The sequence below is a fragment of the Pseudomonas sp. MWU12-2319 genome, from assembly GCF_023242525.1.
Lineage (GTDB): Bacteria > Pseudomonadota > Gammaproteobacteria > Pseudomonadales > Pseudomonadaceae > Aquipseudomonas > Aquipseudomonas gingeri_D.
Window position 1 is genome coordinate 115,565 of record NZ_JALJES010000008.1, and the last position, 20,553, is coordinate 136,117.

Sequence of the window (20,553 nt, forward strand, 5' to 3'; positions counted from 1 at the left end):
TTGGGTCATGTTTTTTGATTTCTTGCTTATAGAAATATATACCGACTTTGGTTAGGAGAACCTCATGCGCTTGCAACTCAACGATGTTGTGCAGGAATTTATCGTGTCCAATGGAAAAATAGCACACAGCTATTTCTCGCTCTCAGAAAAAATCATTGATTCACTGTGTGAGTCGAACATAGCAAAAGAATCAATATTGATGCGTGTGCTGGAGCAGGCCGAATCCGTCACCGCACATTACTTCAATGCTCATCAACAAGTTCTCGAGGGCGTTTATGCCCATGGGCTTGAAGCCCCTGTCAATAGAAGCCTTCCGGTGCTGGAACCCCTACAGTCGAACTCGGCCATACTGGCCTCGGCCCCCATTGCCGAACATCCCCCGACACTCAGCTACGGGCAATGGTTGCGCGCCGAAATAAGCTCGGTCACTGGTTTCAACAAGGAACACATCGACTTCGATCAGAGTTTCGAAAGCCTGGGCATCGATTCTCTCGGGCTGGTCGATATTTTCGAGTCCCTGGCCCAGCACTTCCCTGAAAAGAAAGACCTCACCTCATTCCTGTTTGATGCCCCGACCCCAACCGCCCTGTTGGCCCGGCTTGAAGCCAATCCGCAGTCCCCTGCCGTGGATGTCGAAGCCTGGGTATTTGAACAACTGGCTCATATCACCGGTTTTGCGGTTGACCAGATCGACCGGAAACAGAGCTATGAAAGCCTGGGCCTGGACTCCCTGGTGCAGTTGGACTTCCTGGAGTCGATCGTCGCCTTGTGGCCGTCACTCAAGGCCAACAGTACCGAGTTGGCCAACGCCAAGTTTCCACAGGACACAATCGCCCTGATACAAGCCGCCCTCGCCAGCCCCGAGTCGACCTCGGCAATACCTTGTGAAGTGCAATCACCTGCCACAACGGACGCTCAAGGGCAGATGAGCCATCTGCTTATCGACGCCCTGTCCCCCCTGATCCCGAACACGCCAGAGTCGATCGACATCGAGGCCCCCTTTACACAGTTGGGACTCAACGGTTTTGCCCGGGAAGCACTCTGCCAATCAATGGCGCAACAGTGCTCTGCCAGCGAGTTTGCCGGTGAAGCGCTGATGTCGCGTCGTACGCCGCAGGAAGCCTTGTCGCTTCTGGCAAGACTGAGCTGAAGCACTGAGCCGCTGGAAAAAAGGCATGGAGTCCGGGTGATCGAGCAGATCAGCCCGCATTTGGGTAATCAGGAGATAGGGTATGAGTGGCGCGGTAACAACAGGGGGCGACTTTTGCTTCAGCGCAATGGCGGGCGAGTTTCCAGGGGCGCCGTCAACGGATGCCCTTTGGCACTTGCTCTCTGAAGGGCGGATAGCACCTATCGATTCGATGCCGGCACGCTGGGAGCTGAAGAAAGCGTCAATCTATTCAGACAAGCCCGGAGAAAAGGATCGCACCTATCTGGATAGTGCTTTTTGCCTGACCGATGACGTATCAATCCCCTCTCGTCATGAGGGACGTCAGGTCGCCATCGGCAAGAAAGTCCTCCAGACGCTCCTCACTCAGCTTGCCGGACAAGGCTCCATGCTGATCAAGGAGCGCACAGCCTTGGTGGTCGCGACGTCCTGGAGTGATGAGAGTTACTTCGTCACGGGCATGTCCGGAAAAGCCGATACACCAAGGAGTTCTTCGTCCCGGGGCTATACGCCGGGTGAACAAGTGGCTGAACTGGCGGCGACTTTTGCCTTGGGCGGCCCGGCGCTATCGGTCGATACCGCCTGCAGTTCGTTCCCCTATGCAATCGATATGGCTCAAGCCCTGATCAACAGTGGACAGGCGGATAACGCGATTGTCATGGCATTGAACACCGTGCTGCCACCGGCGCTGTTCCTGGGGTTCTCGCAGTTGACCGCCTTTTCCTCCCGGGCCCGGATGCAGGCGTTCGGCCAGGACGCTGACGGCATTGTGCCAGGCGAATGTGCGGTCGCCTTTCTGGTCGAGCCCGTAGCGCAGGCCCTGATTGCACAGCGCCGCCCCCTGGGCGTCTTGCGGGCATTGGGGCTTTCCGCCGACGGCGCCGAAGGCTCAGTGTTTGCGCCGGGCAAACAGGCCCAGTACACGGCTTACCAACGGGCCTATAACGGTCTTGATCCCCGCGACGTGGACTACATCGAGACCCATGGCACCGGCACACCCTTGGGTGACGCGACAGAGTTGGACTCATTGAACCGCTTCTTCGCCCCCCATCGCACAGGCGGCAAGAAAATAACCATCGGTTCGATCAAGTCCGTCATTGGTCATCCGTTGGCCGCCGCCGGAGGCGCTTCGCTCGCCAAGGCCCTGATGATATTGCGCCATAAAGGTATTCCACCTCAGCCCAACTACCGACCCAGCGCAAAAGTCGGCGAAACCTGCCTGCAGTTGGCCAGCGGGCAGGTACAGCCCCTTGCTGATCGTCAGTCGGCGCTCCGGATAGGCATCTCCAGCTTTGGTTTTGGCGGCGCCAATGCGCATCTGGTGGTGGATGAATATATTCCTGACAACCGCCCTAGCGCTCCCCAGGTCGCCTCCGGCGTGCTGATGCTGGACCTGGCGATTGTCGAGGCTGAAGCGGCGATCGGCAATCACGGCTCATTGCAGTCATTCAAGCAACAGCTCGATCGGCCAGCAGCCCCCTCAGTCATTTTCCCTTATGGGCGCTTCGTTGATTACATCACGACGCCAGCCCAGCCTTTACTGGGAAAATTCCTGGCGCAGGATCGCATCATCGATATCGACGGTTTCGGCATGGGCCCCAAACCACTGGCCCATGTCGATCCGTTCAAGCTGTTGATCACCGATCGCGTCAACCATTTGCTGCGACGCCTGCCGGGTGTGGCCGGCTCCCCCGGCACGGCGATGGTCATGTGCTGCAACATGGGTGGCGAACGCTTCAGTAACGCGTACAGCAGCGCCCACAACTTCTACTCCCGGGCTCAAGGCAAGCCACCGGGCGTGGAGGTAACAGACGTGGCAACCATGCTGCCGAATATGTTGTCCGGCTACCCGGCGCAGATTTTCGACTTCAAGGGTTTCCATCAGACACTGGTTGGCACCCCGGGCCTGTTCTGGCAAACCCTGCTGGCATCGCAGCAATGGTTCAAGGAAGGCATCAACACCCTCTTGCTCGGTGCAGGGCGCTTTATCAGTGGTGAAATCGAGGTCGAACGCGCCCGACACTCAGCGACCCTGCAAGGTGAAGGATTGGGGCTGCTTGCCCTGCGTCCTTATCGACCAGGCTCCAGCGACAAACCTTTGCTGGTGATTCGCGCCGCGGTCCTGGCCCATGCCGCGAAGTCGCTGGAAGAAGCTTGCCAACGGCTGGGTAAGGAACGCAGTCAATACCAGAACATTGAAGTCTGCGAGCTGCAGCCTGATGCGACTCACGCCGGCGGATCACTGCAGGAGATGACCGGTTTCCTGGCTGAAGCCAGTGGCATTGAAACCCTGTTGGCAGTGATGTTGAGTGCATCGTCTCACACGGTGATCGAGGTGCGCGAAGCCGGCAAGGCCGTGATGTGGCTATTTACGGAAAAGCTTCGGGAGTGGAGCCCGGCGGCCGAACCCAGCCCGGCCATCAAGTATCCCTTCACGTTGCGCTTTGCTCACTCGGCCGCCCACGAACTGCAGCAGGTCATCCCACCTGCCCGCCCTGTCAACCTTGCCCGCGAACGGCAACACGATGGCGTCGATGTGCTGCAACTCAGTGACATGCTGACCAGCACCCTGCTCTCCGGGTTGCGTGTCAGGGTTCGTGCCATGGAGGGCCTGTTCGCCTTGCACCGTGGTGCTGAAGCCCAGCGCCCGACGCACTGGCAACGCGCCCCGGAAAATATCGTGATCGCCAACGTCCGGCGCAGCCCGCAGTCACTGCACGCCCAGCTCGTGGTGAACGAAGCACACCCTTATTTCTTCGATCACCCTCTTGATCACATCCCCGGCATTTTATTGCTTGAGGGTGTGTTGCAACTGATTGAACTGACCATGCCCCCACTGGGTGGGCGAGTCGCCTATGTCAAAACCCTGAATATCAAGTTCCAGCAGTACGTACAAAAAGAGGGTGTGATCGATCTGCATCTGGAACAAGGCAAAGACCCCCACGTATTCAATGCGAAGGTCATGCAAGCCGGAAAACTGATGTGCACCTGCGTACTCGGGATGGCCTACAGCTCGGCGTTCGAGACAGCGCCCGCCGGCGAGTTCACGGCCACCCGCTGCCGCGACAAGGCCTTGCTGCACAAGGCCAGGGAAGAAAACGTCATCGTCAGTGACATCAGCGGCATCGCCCAGGGCTTGAGCGTGGACACGCTCAAGCTGGCGGACGAGCACTTCTTCCAGGAGGGCGACCCCGAGCACTATTCGATGGTGTATTTCCTCGAAGTTGCCCGCCAGTGCTACATGCAGATTGCCCACAGCTATCTGCGGATTCCACTCAACACCCCGATGAACCTGCTGGCCTTGAGTTTCACCCTGGATCGGCCAATCCCCAGGAACAGTCCGTTGTCCTTGGCCCCACAAGCCGGCTTTGACGCGCAGGACCAGCCATTCAAGACCAACCGCGTCTATATCGACCTGTTCAACCGCGGCGAAAAAATCGGCCAAGCCAGTATTACCGCTCAAGTGTTGAGTCGATCAGCGCCCGCTGCCTGAGGCATTGAATTGATCTCAATCTCCACCCCCGACAACCAAGGTGTCGCCGTGAACGATGTGAATGTGCAAGTCCGAGTCAAATCGTCGCCCTCGGAAATATGGAAGATCTGGAGCAATTTTCCAGAAGCCCCGTTATGGGATACCGACGTCAGCCATTGTGAGCTCAATGGTCCGTTCCAACCTGGAACGCGAGGCAAATGCATCCTCAAAAATGGCCTGACCATGCCGCTGAAACTGGAAGCGGTGAAGAAGCATGAAAGCTATCGGAACACGGCAAGGCTGCTTTGGATCGACCTTGAGTTCGATCACCGGATGCACAGGCTTTCCCCGGATGAAACCCAGGTCGTCCATAGCGCGAAGATCTCCGGACGCCTGAGTTTTCTATACCGCGGGCTGCTACGCAAGCTGCTGACCGCGGCCATGACCAGCGCACTGGACAACCTGTGCAGGTTGGCTGAACAACGAGCGAAAGCCAGCAGTCCCCCTGGGCTCGAAAAATCTGGAACGCATTTGCACCCTGTATGAAATATCCCGGGAGAGAGCGTGTTGAACGCTTGCTCCCCAACACGCTGCGCTTACTAATCGATAACGGCACACTTCGGACCGAGCATGAACCTACTAAAAAACACTCAGTATCTTGTGATGGGCGTCATTGGCATGGGCTTTATCGCCCCAGCGTCCAGTTCCGCCGACACGCTCGGCCCCTACATCAGTGCCATGGGCGGCTTGAACTGGGTGGCTCCACAGAACCTTAGCCAGAACCACCTCGACTTTGTCGAGATGGAGTTCAACCAACCGTTACACTCCGGCTACGCCACCGGACTGGCACTGGGCTGGCGATTTCCCGTCGGGCTCCGGCCTGAAGTGGAACTCAGCTACCGCAAAAACACCCTGACCCAGTTCAATCACCGGGTCTACGAAGGCGGCGGGAGCATCAACGGCAAAGGCGAAGAGGAAGCCACCAGCCTGATGGCCAACCTCTGGTATGACGTCTTGAACCTGCCGGCCCCCTTCAGCCGGTTCACCCCCTATATTGGCGGCGGCCTGGGCTACACCACCCTTTCGGTCAGTGGCCTGGAAGCCGGTGGCGTCCAGTTCGGCAACACTCATCGCGACACCGTATCGGCCTATCAACTCGGCGCCGGGGTAGGTTACGAGCTCACCGATCAATGGTCCATGTCCCTGGACTATCGATACCTCAAGACTCGTGATGCGCACTTCGGTGACATTCAAGGCCTGCCCCAAGGCGATGTGCACACTGACTACAGCGCCCAGTCACTGATGCTTGGCCTGCATTACTGGTTCTAAGCGATGGTTGGACTGCGGCCCGTGCCTCGGCAAACTAGATAGTCTTCTTAACCTCCTGCCTGAGGATCCACCCCCGAGTCCCCTGCCGAGAACGCCGAAACCCAAGCGCCACTGGACTCCGCCCTGGACGACCTGATCGGTTATGCCATGCGTCGGGCGCAGTTGAAGCTGTTCCAGAACCTGATCGAGCGACTCTCGGCCCACGATTTGCGGCCGGCGCAGTTCTCGGCCCTGGCGATCATCGACCAGACGCCCGGGCTGATGCAGGCCGACCTGGCCAAGGCACTGGCCATCGAACCACCCCAGGTGGTGCCGCTGCTGAACAAACTGGAAAGCCGGGCGCTGGCGGTGCGGGTGCGCTGCAAGCCGGACAAGCGCTCCTACGGGATTTTTCTCAGCAAGACCGGGGAGACCCTGCTCAAGGAGCTGAAACAGATCGCCACCGAGAGCGATCTGGATTCCACCTCCGCCCTCGACAGTCAGGAGCGCGAAGAACTGCTCAGGCTGCTGAAGAAGGTCTATCAGGCATAAACACCGGCGCCGCGGCTGGCGCCGGGACTGGGCCGGCTCCAGTCGCGCCGGAGATACACAACCACTAGCTTACGCCTGGGCATCCATCTCCGCCCAAACCGCCTCAGCCAGATGAAAGGTGGCGTTGGCCGCGGGAATGCCGCAATAGATCGCGCTCTGCATCAACACCTCCTTGATCTCGTCGCGGCTCACGCCGTTGTTTTTCGCGGCACGCAAGTGCAGGCGCAGCTCCCCTTCGCGGTTCATGCCGATCAGCATGGCGATGGTGATCAGGCTGCGGGTGTGCCGTGGCAACCCGGGGCGGGTCCAGATATCGCCCCAGGCATGTCGGGTAATCATCTCCTGGAACTCGCCATTGAACGGCGTCAGATGTTCCAGACTACGATCCACATGGGCATCGCCGAGCACTTCGCGGCGCACTTTCATGCCGGCTTCATAACGTTGCTGTTCGTCCATTGCAGGATCCTTTTCTAAGGTTTGAAAGCGTGATGTTCGGCCAGCGCGCGTTGGACCCAGCGCTGTGATTGCCCCAGGTAATGAGCCGGGTCCAGCAGGCGGTCCAGCGCCTCGGCGGACAGTTGCGCGGTCACTTGCGGTTCGGCGCCGAGCACCTGGCGCAAGTGCTCGCCCTGCTCCACCGCACGGCGGCAGCATTGTTCGATCAGATGATGCGCCGCATCGCGGCCGATACGCTGGGACAAGGCAATGCTCACGGCTTCCGCCAGCACCAGCCCTTTGGTCAATTCCAGATTCTGCAGCATGCGCCCGGCGTCGACTTCCAACCCTGGCACCACCTGCAAGGCCTGTTGCAGCGAGCCGGACATTAGGCAACAGAGCTCCGGCAGGGTTTCCCATTCGGCATGCCACAGGCCGAGGCTGCGCTCATGTTCCTGCGGCATTGCGCTGAACATCGTCGCCACCAGCCCGGGGGCCCGGGTCGCCGCACCGATCATGACTGCCGCTGCGACCGGATTGCGCTTGTGCGGCATGGTCGAGGAGCCGCCCTTGCCCGGCGCGGCCAGCTCGAACACCTCACCCGCCTCAGTCTGCATCAGCAAACTGAGATCGCGTCCGACTTTGCCCAGGCTGCCGGCGATCAGCCCCAGCAGGCTGGCGAATTCCACCAGGCGATCACGCTGGGTATGCCAAGGCTGGTCAGGCAGGTGCAGACTCAACTCATCGGCCAGGGCTTCGGCCACCGTAAAAGCCTGGTCGCCCAAGGCCGCCAGGCTGCCGGAAGCCCCACCGAACTGCAGGCACAGCAAGCGCGGTTTGACTTCAGCGAGACGCTGGCGATGGCGAGTGATAGCGCCCAGCCAACCGGCGATCTTCATGCCCAGGGTCACGGGTGTCGCCTGTTGCAGCCAGGTACGCCCGGCCAGCGGGGTGTTCGCGTGGCGCGCGGCCTGCTCGGCGAGCGCATCGGCCAAACGCCCCAGATCACCTTCCAACAGCGCGATGGCTGAACGCAGTTGCAGCACCAGGCCACTGTCCATCACATCCTGACTGGTGGCCCCCATATGCACGTAGCGCTCAGCGGTCGGGTTGGCCACGGCAATCTTCCTGCCCAACGCCTTGACCAGCGGAATCGCCGAATTGCCGGCATTACCGATGGCCACGGCCAACGCGTCGACATCGAACAGCTGCGCGCTACAGGCCGCTTCGATATCACCAACGACCTCCTGGGGTATCAACCCGGTGCTGGCTTGCGCGCGCGCCAGGGCGGCTTCGAAATCGAGCATGCCTTGCAACCGGCCTTGATCGGAAAAAATCGCCCGCATCGCCGGCTGGGTGAAATAGGCATCGAAAAGTTGATTCGTCGGTCTGTTCAAACCACAGCTCCAGGATTCATGAAAAACAATAAGGCGCTCTCAGGTCGCGTCTGCATGGCTGACCAGCCCCTTGATCACCACCGCGAGGGTCGCCAAGGCCGCCGGCACTACCAGCGCGGTCAGCACCTGTTCGAAGTTCCAACCCAGGCCCAATAACGTCGCCCCGGCCCAGGCCCCGAGGATCGCACCAAAACGACCGATACCGAGCATCCACGACACGCCGGTGGCGCGACCCTGGGTGGGGTAAAAACGCGCGGCCAGCGATGGCATCGCCGATTGCGCGCCGTTGATGCACATGCCGGCCAACAGCACCAAGGCGGCCAATACACTGACATGGCCCAGGCTCTGCCCCACCAGCCAGGCGAAGACGCCGGCCAACAAGTAAGCAATGCCAATGACCTTGTGCGGGTTGAATTTATCCATCGCCCAGCCCACACCCACCGCACTGAGCACACCGCCGAATTGGAACAGCGCGCCGATAAAGGCCGACTGCTCCATGCTCGCGCCGCTGTCACGCATCAGGGTCGGCAACCAACTGGTCAACAGGTAGACGATCACCAAACCCATGAAATAGGTCAGCCACAGCAGCAAGGTACCGGCGCTATAAGCCCCGGAGAAAATCACCTTCAGCACGTTGCGGCTCTGCACCACCGTCTGTTCCGGCACGCTGAAGCCGGTGGCCGCCGCGACCTCCAGCGGCGCAATCGGTGCCAGCACCTGACGAATCCGCTCCACGCCACGATTGCGCACCACCAGGAAGCGTGCCGACTCCGGCAACCGGAACAACAGCACCACGGCCAGCACCAGGGGCAGGATCCCGCCGAGCATCAGCAGGCTGTGCCAACCCAGCAGCGGAATCAGCTTCGCCGAGACGAACCCACCACAGGCCATGCCCAGATTGAAACCGCAGAACATGCTGGTCACCAGCAACGACTTGAGCCGCTCGGGGGTGTATTCGGAGAGCAGCGTGGTGGCATTGGGCATTGCCGCCCCCAGGCCCAGGCCGGTCAACAGACGCAGGGCCAGGAGTTGGTCGATATTGCTGCTGTAGGCCGACAGTAGACTGAACACGCCAAACAGAAACACCGCCACCACCAGCACCCCCTTGCGCCCGAAACGGTCGGCCAGGGGGCCGGAACCCAGGGCACCGAAGACCATGCCGATCAGCGCGGCACTCATCACCGGCCCCAGGCTGGCGCGATCGATGCCCCAGTCCTGGCTCAAGGCCGGGGCGATAAAGCCCATGGCCGCGGTGTCCAGGCCGTCGAGAAAGACGATCAGGAAACACAGGAGCACCACCCGCCATTGATAGCTGGACAGTGGCTTGGTGTTGATCAACAACTGAACATCAAGCGTGCCCGCCACAGGCACAGGGGCTAATAACGACATACAGACATTTCCTTCTTCTTATTATTATCGGGTCGCTTGTATCGGCAAGCGCCCTGCAACTGCACGCAAGCCACAACCTTAGAAGTCGAAGAACACCGTTTCCGCCTCGCCTTGGACATGAATGTCGAAACGATAGGCCAGCTTGCCGTCGACCGTGCAACGCCTGGCAATCAGGGTTTCACGGCGTTGCGGCTGTTCGATCAGATTCAATACCGGATCAAGCGCATTGGCCTGGGCCTCGTCGTCGAAGTACAGGCGGGTCTGCAAGTGGATATTGATGCCCCGGGCAAACAGCGAAACGTTGATATGGGCCGCCATGGGTACCCCCGCGGCGTTGTTCAACGTGCCGGGCTTGATGGTGTTCAGCGTCCACTCGCCGACATCCGTGGTCGCGGTGCGGCCAAAGCTGTTGAAGGGCTTTTCCAGGTTGTAATCGCTGTCATAGACGCCTTTGTGGTTGGCCTGCCAGAACTCCAGGAACGAATCGCGAATCAGATGGCCATTGCCGTCGTAGACGTGCCCCATCAGCAGAATATGCTCGCCCGGCGCACCGGGTTTGGCCATCTCGTTCCAGATTTCCTGCTCGCGGGGCGGGTTGCCGGCAGCCTCCAGCGCCAGGCCGATATGCACATAAGGCCCGGCGGTTTGCGAAGGGGTTTCAGGCAGAAGTTGAACGGGCATGTGCGTGCCTCCTCAGCGGTTTTCGAAGTGGGTCTTGCGCTGGCCGCGCAGAACGATATCAAAGCGATAAGCCAGGCAATCCATGGGATTGGCCAGGCTCATATCGAGCCTGGCGATCAGGCTCTGCACCGCTTCCGGATTGGCGATCGACTTGACGATCGGGCACATGGGGATAAGCGGATCGCCTTCGAAATACAGCTGGGTGATCAAGCGCGTGGCAATCGACGGGCCGCTGATGGAGAAGTGGATATGCGCCGGACGCCAGTCGTTGGGACCGTTGCGCCACGGGTAGGGACCGGGTTTGACCGTGCGGAAACTGTAATGACCGTCACGGTCGGTCAGGGCCCGGCCAACGCCACCGAAATTCGGGTCGATGGGCGCCAGGTAGCTGTCTTTCTTGTGTCGGTAGCGACCACCGGCATTGGCTTGCCACATCTCCACCAGGGTATGCGGGACCGGCTTGCCGTACTGGTCACAGACGCGACCGGCGACGATGATGCGCTCGCCGATGGGCAGGCCGCCCTGGTTGAAGTTCAACAGCAGATCATTATCGTGCACGCCCATCTTCAAATGGGAGAAATCCGGGCCGCTGGTTTCCGACAGGGACTGGGGAATGCTCACCAGGGCCTGGCGCGGGGAACGCAGGATCGAGGTCTTGTAGTCAGGCGTCAGGGCTTTGGGGTGCCAATTGCGGTCACGAATGACGAAGCGGCTGTTGTCCGCATCAGACATGTCGGGCTCCTTATTGTTAGAGGTAAGAGCTGCTTGGATAGCAGTCTGTCCCTCAGTCTCCTTTGATAGTGCCCCCGCCAAAACTGAAAAAACCAACTTCATCCATATCCAAATGGTTATGGATAATGATCCTCGCGATATTCCAGCCCTACTTCGCGCAACACCTCCACACGCCGCCTTCGAGATCTGGCATCCGCTAACGCTGGATGCGGAATTGTTTCGGTGACTGCCCCGTGCCGCGCTTGAAAAAGCGCGAGAAGTAGGCCGGTTCGGAAAAGCCCAGGCTGTCCGACACCTGGTTGATGGTCATGGCGGTGTAGACCAGATCGCGCTTGGCTTCCAGCAGCAGCCGCTGGTTGATCATCTGCAATGCCGATTGCCCGCAGAGGCGTCGGCACAAGGCATTGAGGTGAGCCGTGCTGATCCCCAGCGTCGTCGCATAGTGCTCGATGGGTAGATGCTCGCGAAAGCGCAGTTCCAGTGTCCGGGTGAACATCTGCAAATGCTCTCGGCCCCGTTCAAGCGGCAAGGCGTCCGGCGGCGTGCGCTCCAGACTGCGGCGACTGAGCCAGATGGACAGTACCGTGATCAACGATTGCAGCATGGGATCACGGCCGGGCTGGTGTTCACCGTATTCCCGGGTGATGGCTGAAAACAGCGTGTCCAGATACGAATGCGCGGCGCCGATCGGGTAACAGGCCGCCGTGGTCAATACCGGACTGTTGAGCGAAGCGCCGAGCTGTTCGGCCAGGGGCTGTGCCAGGCTGAGTACGTGGCCTTGGATATCCTCGGAGAACTTGAAGGTGTGCACACACAGCGCCGGCACGACTTGCAGCGCAGCGGAATCGATGTGGTGGATCTCGTCTTCGACCTTCAGTGTCGCCTGCCCTGCCTGCACGTAGAGCAGCTGCACCAGGTCGCTGTGCCGGTGGGGTTTGATTTCCCAGCCATGCAGTTTGCTGCGCTCGGGGATCGACTCGCAATGGATCAAGTCAGGGGTCGGCCAGGCGCCGGTCTCGCCGTAGAGCTTGAACACCGGAACAGGCACAGCGGATGATTTCGACATCTACCTCCCCTCCACAACGACCCACGAAAAGTCCATGGAATGCATCGGATATTGCCTTCATATCCGCACTTTAGCCACTAAAAATACAGGAGACAAAAACAACAGTGCCCGACAAGGCCCAACGCCTTCAGCGGTACCAGACAGGACTACCCTCCATGAAAACCCAAGTCGCTATCATCGGCTGCGGCCCCTCCGGCCTTTTGCTCGGTCAACTGCTGCATCGTGCCGGCATCGACAACGTCATCGTCGAACGCAAGAATCCCGAATACATCCTCTCGCGAATTCGCGCCGGCGTGCTGGAACAAGGCATGGTCGATCTGTTGCGCGAAGCTGGTGTCAGCGCGCGCATGGATGCCGAAGGCCTGGTGCATGACGGCTTCGAACTGGCCTTCGACGGACGCTGTGAACGCATCGACCTCAAGGCACTGACCGAGGGCAGAACGGTCATGGTCTACGGTCAGACCGAAGTCACCCGTGACTTGATGGACGCACGTGCCGCCGTGGGCGCAACGACTCTTTACGAGGCCGAGAATGTGCAGCCCCACGGCATGCAGAGCGACAATCCTTACGTGACCTTCGAACATCACGGCGAGACCGTGCGCCTGGACTGCGATTACATTGCCGGCTGCGACGGCTTTCACGGTGTATCCCGACAATCGATACCGGCAGAGACGCTGAAGATTTTTGAACGGGTCTACCCCTTTGGCTGGTTGGGAATCCTGGCCGACACCCCGCCGGTCAGCCATGAACTGATCTACTCCAACCATGAGCGAGGCTTCGCCTTGTGCAGCATGCGCTCGCCGACGCGCACCCGTTATTACGTGCAAGTGGGCGCCGAGGAAAAGGTCGAGGACTGGTCGGACGAACGTTTCTGGGAAGAGCTCAAGCGCCGTTTGCCAAGCGCTATCGCCGAGCAATTGGTCACGGGCCCCTCGATTGAAAAGAGCATCGCGCCGTTGCGCAGCTTTGTCGTCGAGCCCATGCAATATGGTCGACTGTTCCTGCTCGGCGATGCGGCCCATATCGTTCCGCCCACCGGCGCCAAAGGCTTGAACCTGGCGGCGAGCGATGTCAGCACGCTGTACCGGATCCTGCTCAAGGTTTATCGCGAGGGTCGCACCGACTTGCTGGAGAAATACTCGCAAATCTGCCTGCGTCGGGTCTGGAAAGCCGAACGCTTCTCCTGGTGGATGACCTCGATCCTCCACCGTTTTCCTGATACCGATACCTTCAGCCAGCGTATCCAGAAGAGCGAACTCGATTACTTCACCGGCTCGGCCGCCGGACGCAAGACGATTGCGGAAAACTATGTCGGGCTGCCGTATGAAGCCATCGAATAACTGAATTGCCCCCCACTCTTTGCGCATCATTCGACGGAACGAAAAAAACCAGCGCTCTACACTCTCGCCTTTCAGCGGCTCGGTTCACCATCATCCTGGCCCATCAGGATTTCCTCGACGCGGCAGGCCGCGAATGACTCAAGCGAAGACCCAACACCATGAGACAAAGACTTTGCCCATGACATTGCCGAGGAGGCTCTAGCGCTGTAAGCGTGTCCGCTTTTGGCCGTTTTCTGCCTGATGCAGATGGGCTGCTCTCGGCCGGAAGCACGGAAGATGACTAAACGCGTGAACCGGCTATCGACCCAGCACGCAATGATGGCAATATGACTCTTCTTAGGAAAAGTAGCATTCGGCGCGAGGCGAAGCCGGATGTCATGCGCACAGGGATAAGGAACATGGCTTCGATTCAGGTGGATGGTGAGGACAAGACCGCAAAGATCAGCGACTGGTCGATTCGCTGGAGCCACAAGTACGAAGCCCTGGAACTGACGTGTCACTTCCCCTCCAAGAAAAAATACACCCGCCCGCTCAGTAACTGCCAGGTCTCGCCCACCCGCGAGTTGACCAATGTATTGCTGCACAAGTCCGGCAGCAAGATCGTCACGCCTATTGCCAAAGCTATGATTTACGGCGAGCGATATGCCGTCGTGCACTACCCGGACGCCGAAAAGCCCTATATCTACAAGATGGACGGTATCGGTTTTACCGCCCCGACATCAATGAAGGAAACGCCGGTCTTCCGCTATTTCACTACCGTGGCGAATGCCCGAAAGGATCACGCTGAGTCGAAGACCAATCGTGAAATTGCCGATAATGTAGTGCGCCAGCTCGGAAAACTGCCCGCCATCGCTGGCACTGCCTTGCAAGCCTATTGTACGGGGCGCAACGGCACGCTGGCGCCGGGTCAGGGGCTCATCTATCCGTTCGGGCTTAACGAGAGTCAGCTTCAGGCGGTCGAGCGGGCGTTCAGCGCGCAAATCAGTGTGATCGAAGGTCCACCAGGGACCGGCAAGACCCAAACGATCCTCAACATCCTCGCCAATATTCTGTTACGTGGGCAGACGGTAGCGGTGCTATCCAACAACAATGCTGCCGTGGAAAACGTCTACGAAAAGCTGGAGAAATACGGCCTGGGCCACTTGGTCGCCAGGCTTGGCAACCATGACAAACGTGAGGCCTTCTTCGCCGACCTGCCTGCGTGGCCATCAAGCGCGCCCGAGTCGGCACCGTCCCTAGATGAGATCCAGGCCTTGCTGACCCGCTTGAAGCAGCACCTGCAAGACCACAACAGGGCGGCACAACTGCAAATCGAGCTGGACGAGCTGGTCATCGAGCGGCGCTACCTGCAGCAGTGGCAGGCAGAAAGCGATGTGCACGCCACAAGCTCGCTCGACAAGTACGGCCTGACACCGCGCAAGACTGCGGACCTCATGGCCTATCTGGCGTACCTCGGCGAGCAGCGCATTCATCTCAAAGACCGCATCGAGCTTCTGTTCAAATTCAGAATCTTTCGCACCAAGCCATTCGCCGAGAGAGAGGCGCGCATGGCCGTTTTCCATGCACTGCAGATGCATTACTACGACAAGTCGCTACGGGACAAGGAAGCGGAGCTGCAGGCGTGCCGTGAATCGTTGGCACGCGCGAATTTCACGGCCCTGCTGAAAGAACTGACAACAGCATCGATGCACCATCTGAAGCAACATCTGCAACTTCAGGTACCACCGTCGGACAGCTTTGATGTCAAAACTTACTGCCGGCATTTCGATGCCTTCGTGCAGCGCTTCCCTATCCTGGGCAGCGGCACGCACTCCATCGTCAATTCGATCGCGCAAGGAGCGGTCCTCGACTACGTGATCATCGATGAAGCCTCTTTGCAGGACATCGTGCCGGGCATCCTGCCACTGGGCTGCGCAAAGAACCTGATCGTCGTTGGAGACAACCGCCAGTTGCCGCATATCCCTGTGGCACTGGGGCTTCAAGCGCCCGCCGAGGTCTACGATTGCGAGCACTACAGCCTGCTGGATTCGTGTATTGCCGTGTTCCAGGACGCGCTGCCCAGAACCCTGCTGAAAGAACATTATCGCTGCCACCCCAGGATCATCCAGTTCTGCAACCAGCAGTTCTACGACAACGCACTGGTGCCGATGACCGAGGACAAGGGCGAAGCCCCTCTGCGCCTGGTGGTGACAGCCAAGGGCAACCACGCCAGGAAGAACACCAACCTTCGGGAATTGGACTCCCTGCTGAAGGTGCTTGAGGACGAGGGGCAGCCTGTCGGAATGGACGGCGAAGGCCGCGGTTACATCGCCCCGTTCCGGGCGCAAGTCAACCTTTCCGACATGCACTTGCCGACGGATTTCATCAAGGACACCGTGCACAAGTTTCAGGGGCGCGAATGCGACGAGATCGTCTTCTCCACCGTGCTGGACAAGAAGCGCTACAACCAGGAGCGGCAACGCCTGGATTTCGTCGATGATCCACGCATGATCAACGTGGCAGTTTCGCGGGCCAAACATCGCTTCACCCTGGTGACCGGCGACGAAGTGTTCGATAACAACGGCCACATCGCCGCGCTGATCCGCTACATCAGCTATTACGCGCAGGACGAGCAGATCGTACGCGCGCCGGTGGTGTCGGCATTCGACTTGCTGTACCGCGAGTACGACCAGTCTCTGGCACGCTTGGACGCCCGCCTGCGGCCCGAGGACTCACGCTACAAGTCCGAGCAGATCGTGGCACAGTTGCTGCGCGAAGCGCTGTCAGCCCCGGCGTGCCAGGCATTGAAGTACCACACACAGATCCAGCTGGATAAGCTTGCATCGCCGGGTAGCCTCGACTGGACGGAGCCCCAGCGGGCGTTCATGAGGCGCGCCAGTTGCGATTTCGTGATCTATTTCAAAGTGGGCAAGAAACCTATAGGGGTGATCGAGGTTGATGGCGGGTACCACGACCGACCCGTGCAGGCAGCTCGGGACGCCATGAAAAATGAGATTTTGGCTAGAAGTGGCATTCCTATTCTGCGGCTGCGGACAGTTGAGAGTGACATTGAGCGCAGAGTTGGCGACTTTATCGGGCAGTGGGCTAGTCCTACGCATGGCGGTATTCGCGATTCCCACATCACGTTGTAAATCAAATCACGCTTGCTACGCGGGAGCTTCTTCACACAGCTCTTCGCCGACGCCCGCACCGCCTCGTCCGTACCATGGATACAACGCCAACACCTCAGCGTAGGCATCTTCGTCCTGTATCAAACTGCGAGGCTCTCCCTGCTGGCGGAGGGCTCCATCTGGTACACGGTCGCCAAACAACATAACGGCTCGGGCCGAATCGGCCTGCCGTGAGACCCAGGACAAACCCTGTATGTCAGGGCATTGGGTATGGATCGCGGCGGCCCACTGACGTGTTGCCGGATACTGGTCCTTCTCGGTATCAATCAGGTGCCGGCGCGGCACGCCCAGTTTACGAAGGGCCACACTGCCTAAATCAGCCAACACCAGATCACGAGTGCTGTGGACTTCAGAATGGACCTGCTCTGTATGCGGCGCGGTCTCGATCATCGATACGCAGCTCGAATTCGTCCGATTCCATGCCGGGCTTGTCCAGCGTTCGGAGCAACAGCAAGCGGTCGTTGATCAGCGCGGTAATGTCGGCACCGTCAGCGACGACACGGAAAGTGGGTTTCATTTTTGCGAACTCCAGAAACAACGAACCCCGCACAAGGCGGGGCTAATAATCCGGCACTACAAGGTTGCACCTTGTCGTTACTCTTTGCTCAGGGAGCTATGTGTCCAGCAAGATCGCCGCGTAATCCATCGCGCCGTGCAGGATGTGAACGACCACGACACGGTTGGCCTCTACTCGATAGAAAATGGCATAGTTTTCATGAACCCGACGCCGGATACCGTAGCGTGGCACCAGCGGGAATGCTTGGTGCATGTCCGCCAGGCTTAGACATTTATCGCGTAGCTCGTTAATGAAGGACAACGCACGTAACGGATTGTCTTGAGCAATGTAATCACCAATGCGCTCGAGATCACCTTCCGCTTCGTCTGTTAGCTGAACGATCATGCAGTCTTATCAGCCATCTCTGCGTATTTTGCAGCCAGTCGGTCGAACACCTCTTCCGCAGGCTTGATGCGACCCGCGTCGATGTCGCCCATACCACGAGCAATGGAAGCGTCCAGCGCGGCCAGGCGGGTTTCCCGATCCTGAACCAGCCGTACACCTTCGCGTAGCACTTCGCTTTTCGAGCCGTAGCGACCAGACTCGATGAGCTGCGTCACATAGTTCTCAAGCGGTTTTCCCAACTCGGCACTAATCATGTTTTATCCTCCAGGTAGCCCCACATCCAGAGTAGCCAATTTAATAACTGTTATCAATCCCACAACTGCACCTGCTCCGCTACCGGATCAGAAGCGTCTGGAAAGGTAATCGTTCGTGCCTGATTCCGCCGTGTGCGAGCGTCTTTCAGGGAGATGTCGGGGTAGATACCCAAGGATATGCGCGGCTGCTGTTCTTGCCACTTGAAGCGGAAGTGCCAGGCCTTCGAGCCATTAGTCGCCACGAACAATGAAAGTCCGGCGCTGTCGCTGAGGCTGTATCCTTTGTCTTCAGGCTTTGCCTGCCTGACGGCGGTGTCTGTGAGCGGCATTTAGTACATCACCCAAAAATCGAACTCAGGATGTACTAAAAAATGTACTAAAAATGTGGGGTTGGGGTGAAGATCCACGAAAGATCTTGAAAACAAAAAACCTGCGCAAGGCAGGTTTTATAAGGGTTTCAGAGATCTCGTCGGATGCCCTGAAAAGCAAAGATGGTGCCGAAGCCGGAATCGAACCTTTCCCTTTGTCACTGAAAATAAAGGAAAAGTTTTAGTCCGAAAATTTTTCTACCTCTAGGTGTATCCTCTTCCTCCGAGCAGCCTCGGGACATGACAAGGTAGGAAAACCTTCAAGCCCTCGGGCTTGCTTTTGACCATCGCAGTTGCTGATCAAAAAAACCGTGAGTGTACTGGGTAGCGGTATCGAGCGGAGCATTTCCACCCGTAAACGACGGCAACTCTCCAGCCCTTCACCAGCCCCCGCCGCGACAATCACTCGTGGTACGAGGGAAGCTCATACTCTTCCATGGTGCCCCAGGATTTCAGCCTGTCACGGACCTCGGCCCCGGTCAAATGCCGGCCCGTGTCCTGGTAGGCCTTCCATGACGCGAGCGCCTCTTGCTTGAAGCTTTCCCGGGCCTCTTCGCGCTCCACAGACTGAGACGTCAAGTCCTCATCGAGATGCTCCGGCAGCTTTGCCGCCTTGGCCTCAATATCGTCTTTCAGACGTTGGACAGCGTCGGGATTGTCGTCGGAGACATAATCGACAGTCGCCAGCAGATCAGCACGAGCTGCCTGCAACCATTCAAGAACGGGCACGACGCTTCCTGTCGATCAACGCTTGCCTCGTCCATGACTTGCTACCACGACCTCTCATATCGAAAATGCATACCCATCACGTAGATAATGCCTGCTCATGAAATGGGAGCTTCGGGGACAATTGGTAGTGCGACTCGCGCATCACTTTGGCCGCTATCCGCGAGAGCTTTGGCCACGAAACCACTTCGTAAGCGTCGACTGATAAAGTCCTGAATATATTCAGCTGCGATTTTCTGCGTCTTCGGGACAGCCATTGCCTGGCGAATTTCTGTGAAATTGTCTGCCAGCACTCTTACTCCTAGAGCAGACTTTGCAAATCGCTCCAATGGCTGTCGAACCCCCGCTGCCGCATCCAACTGCAGCTCAAGAAAGCCGTCAACAGCATTCGCCGAGGTCTCAACTCTAACGAGTTCAGCTTGCTGCAGGGTGCGTGAGAGGTACAGGTCGTACGCGGCTCCACGACCTACTGAAATCCTGTGACCTTGAGCATCCAGATCAGACGCACTTTGGAACGGACTTTCCTTTCGTACGAGGTAGGTGCCATCGATACTCACATAGGGAGTTGAGAAGGCGATCTTCTCCGCACGTACTGGCTCGATAGCCAGAAACGCCAAGTCCCAGAGCCCCTCTCCCAATGCAGTAAACACCTTCCCAGCGGCATCGTAGGGAGTCAGACTAATAACGAGCCCCAACTCCACAGCCAACGCGTTCGCCAGTGCTACTGATACCCCTCCCAAGCTCCCAGTACTTTCATCGCGCTGCGCCAGGACTTGGTTACCCAGATTGATGGCTACCCGAAGCTCGCCAAAGGGGGCCAAATCTTTACACACAGCGTCAATGTCGAACTTCACAGCTGCTCACCTCTTTCAGATTTTGGAGATGCAATGCAATCAATTTCCTGACGACGCCTCACAAATTTTCCAACAGCCAAGACCAACATCGTGCCGACCAATCCAGCTATGTAGTGCGACCACGACGGGAGACTGGGCAGGCTTATGTCATCGACAGCCATGCTTGCGGCGATCCAACCGAGCAATGCCGCTCCAAGCGTGATGACCAACGGAAACCGATCCATAAAGTGAAGCACCAGCTTGCTGCCCCAAATGATGATTGGAATGCTGATGACGATGCCGAAAATCACCAGCTCCAGGCTTCCATTAGAGGCGCCCGCGACCGCAACGACGTTATCCAGGCTCATGACCGCATCAGCGACAATGATCGTTTTGATTGCGCCCCATAGCCGCGGGCTGGCCGTGAGATTGTCATGCGCATCCTCCTTCTCTGGAACAAGCAGCTTGATGCCGATCAAGAGAAGCAGTGCTGCACCGATGATCTTGAGATACGGTAACTCCAACAATTGCAGCGCAAAGAAAATCATCACAATGCGGAGCACTATGGCGCACAGCGCGCCACCTATAATGGCGCGATTACGCTGAGACTCCGGGAGCTTGCGGCACGCCAATGCAATCACAACGGCATTGTCTCCCCCTAGCAAAATGTCGATGGCGATGATTTGCGCTACAGCTAGCCAAAACACCGATGAGTTTAAGAGTTCGATCAAGGTAAGCACTCCCGGCCTCGGCTAATCAAC

At 58.4% G+C, this 20,553-nt stretch carries 19 protein-coding genes and 2 pseudogenes; 7 read left to right on the forward strand and 14 right to left on the reverse strand.

The features are described from left to right. The first annotated feature begins 64 nt into the window (after window positions 1–64). The 5 genes from M5C01_RS15270 to M5C01_RS15290 all read left to right on the forward strand — a co-directional run bounded on the left by M5C01_RS15270 (window position 65) and on the right by M5C01_RS15290 (window position 6,500). Complete coding sequence (locus tag M5C01_RS15270) at window positions 65–1,150, forward strand: acyl carrier protein (protein WP_152739481.1); 1,086 nt, start codon at window positions 65–67, stop codon at window positions 1,148–1,150. An 82-nt stretch (window positions 1,151–1,232) separates the two neighbouring features. Then, window positions 1,233–4,661, forward strand: a complete 3,429-nt coding sequence (locus M5C01_RS15275; protein WP_152739482.1) for a beta-ketoacyl synthase N-terminal-like domain-containing protein — start codon at window positions 1,233–1,235, stop codon at window positions 4,659–4,661. A gap of 48 nt (window positions 4,662–4,709) precedes the next feature. Continuing rightward, window positions 4,710–5,186 (forward strand): SRPBCC family protein, encoded by a 477-nt coding sequence (locus tag M5C01_RS15280; RefSeq protein WP_178129842.1) that lies wholly within the window; start codon window positions 4,710–4,712, stop codon window positions 5,184–5,186. Between the two features lie 84 nt (window positions 5,187–5,270). Further along, window positions 5,271–5,969, forward strand: a complete 699-nt coding sequence (locus M5C01_RS15285) for an outer membrane beta-barrel protein (RefSeq protein ID WP_103496059.1) — start codon at window positions 5,271–5,273, stop codon at window positions 5,967–5,969. A gap of 111 nt (window positions 5,970–6,080) precedes the next feature. After that, window positions 6,081–6,500: a MarR family transcriptional regulator gene (locus M5C01_RS15290; RefSeq protein ID WP_152739484.1), complete on the forward strand. Its 420-nt coding sequence runs from the start codon at window positions 6,081–6,083 to the stop codon at window positions 6,498–6,500. 69 nt (window positions 6,501–6,569) lie between these two features. Here M5C01_RS15290 and pcaC read toward each other — a convergent pair whose 3' ends face one another. From pcaC to M5C01_RS15320, 6 genes are all read right to left on the reverse strand, one after another. After that, entirely contained in the window at window positions 6,570–6,956 is a 387-nt protein-coding gene (gene pcaC / locus M5C01_RS15295) for a 4-carboxymuconolactone decarboxylase (protein ID WP_103496961.1), read from the reverse strand. A 14-nt stretch (window positions 6,957–6,970) separates the two neighbouring features. Next, window positions 6,971–8,332 (reverse strand): 3-carboxy-cis,cis-muconate cycloisomerase, encoded by a 1,362-nt coding sequence (locus M5C01_RS15300; RefSeq protein ID WP_152739485.1) that lies wholly within the window; start codon window positions 8,330–8,332, stop codon window positions 6,971–6,973. Between the two features lie 39 nt (window positions 8,333–8,371). Next, window positions 8,372–9,721, reverse strand: coding sequence for an MFS transporter (locus M5C01_RS15305; RefSeq protein WP_103496963.1), 1,350 nt, complete (start codon window positions 9,719–9,721; stop codon window positions 8,372–8,374). A gap of 78 nt (window positions 9,722–9,799) precedes the next feature. Next, window positions 9,800–10,402 (reverse strand): protocatechuate 3,4-dioxygenase subunit alpha, encoded by a 603-nt coding sequence (gene pcaG / locus M5C01_RS15310; RefSeq protein WP_152739486.1) that lies wholly within the window; start codon window positions 10,400–10,402, stop codon window positions 9,800–9,802. Window positions 10,403–10,414: 12 nt separating this feature from the next. After that, complete coding sequence (pcaH, locus tag M5C01_RS15315; RefSeq protein ID WP_103496965.1) at window positions 10,415–11,134, reverse strand: protocatechuate 3,4-dioxygenase subunit beta; 720 nt, start codon at window positions 11,132–11,134, stop codon at window positions 10,415–10,417. Window positions 11,135–11,330: 196 nt separating this feature from the next. After that, on the reverse strand, window positions 11,331–12,200 hold the full coding sequence (locus M5C01_RS15320) for a helix-turn-helix domain-containing protein (protein WP_152739487.1): 870 nt from the start codon (window positions 12,198–12,200) through the stop codon (window positions 11,331–11,333). 155 nt (window positions 12,201–12,355) lie between these two features. On the opposite strand from M5C01_RS15320, the gene pobA reads away from it, so the two are divergent. Beyond that, complete coding sequence (gene pobA, locus M5C01_RS15325; RefSeq protein WP_152739488.1) at window positions 12,356–13,540, forward strand: 4-hydroxybenzoate 3-monooxygenase; 1,185 nt, start codon at window positions 12,356–12,358, stop codon at window positions 13,538–13,540. Window positions 13,541–13,938: 398 nt separating this feature from the next. After that, window positions 13,939–16,671, forward strand: coding sequence for an AAA domain-containing protein (locus M5C01_RS15330; protein ID WP_152739489.1), 2,733 nt, complete (start codon window positions 13,939–13,941; stop codon window positions 16,669–16,671). Between the two features lie 204 nt (window positions 16,672–16,875). On the opposite strand, the pseudogene M5C01_RS15335 reads toward M5C01_RS15330, so the two are convergent. From M5C01_RS15335 to M5C01_RS15370, 8 genes and pseudogenes are all read right to left on the reverse strand, one after another. Continuing rightward, a pseudogene (locus M5C01_RS15335) lies at window positions 16,876–17,100 on the reverse strand (RES domain-containing protein); the annotation flags it as partial. Next, window positions 17,084–17,227: pseudogene (locus M5C01_RS15340) on the reverse strand (late control protein); the annotation flags it as partial. The pseudogenes M5C01_RS15335 and M5C01_RS15340, both read right to left, overlap by 17 nt. Window positions 17,228–17,323: 96 nt before the next feature. Continuing rightward, on the reverse strand, window positions 17,324–17,611 hold the full coding sequence (locus M5C01_RS15345; protein ID WP_152739491.1) for a type II toxin-antitoxin system RelE/ParE family toxin: 288 nt from the start codon (window positions 17,609–17,611) through the stop codon (window positions 17,324–17,326). After that, on the reverse strand, window positions 17,608–17,865 hold the full coding sequence (locus M5C01_RS15350; RefSeq protein WP_152739492.1) for a type II toxin-antitoxin system ParD family antitoxin: 258 nt from the start codon (window positions 17,863–17,865) through the stop codon (window positions 17,608–17,610). The genes M5C01_RS15345 and M5C01_RS15350 overlap by 4 nt, the downstream gene beginning before the upstream one ends. Before the next feature lie 53 nt (window positions 17,866–17,918). Then, complete coding sequence (locus M5C01_RS15355) at window positions 17,919–18,194, reverse strand: Arm DNA-binding domain-containing protein (protein WP_152739493.1); 276 nt, start codon at window positions 18,192–18,194, stop codon at window positions 17,919–17,921. Between the two features lie 441 nt (window positions 18,195–18,635). After that, complete coding sequence (locus M5C01_RS15360; protein ID WP_248764342.1) at window positions 18,636–18,962, reverse strand: CopG family transcriptional regulator; 327 nt, start codon at window positions 18,960–18,962, stop codon at window positions 18,636–18,638. 95 nt (window positions 18,963–19,057) lie between these two features. Continuing rightward, window positions 19,058–19,813 (reverse strand): transporter substrate-binding domain-containing protein, encoded by a 756-nt coding sequence (locus tag M5C01_RS15365; RefSeq protein ID WP_178129843.1) that lies wholly within the window; start codon window positions 19,811–19,813, stop codon window positions 19,058–19,060. Continuing rightward, window positions 19,810–20,523, reverse strand: coding sequence for a TerC family protein (locus M5C01_RS15370; protein WP_152739494.1), 714 nt, complete (start codon window positions 20,521–20,523; stop codon window positions 19,810–19,812). The genes M5C01_RS15365 and M5C01_RS15370 overlap by 4 nt, the downstream gene beginning before the upstream one ends. Between the last annotated feature and the right edge of the window lie 30 nt (window positions 20,524–20,553).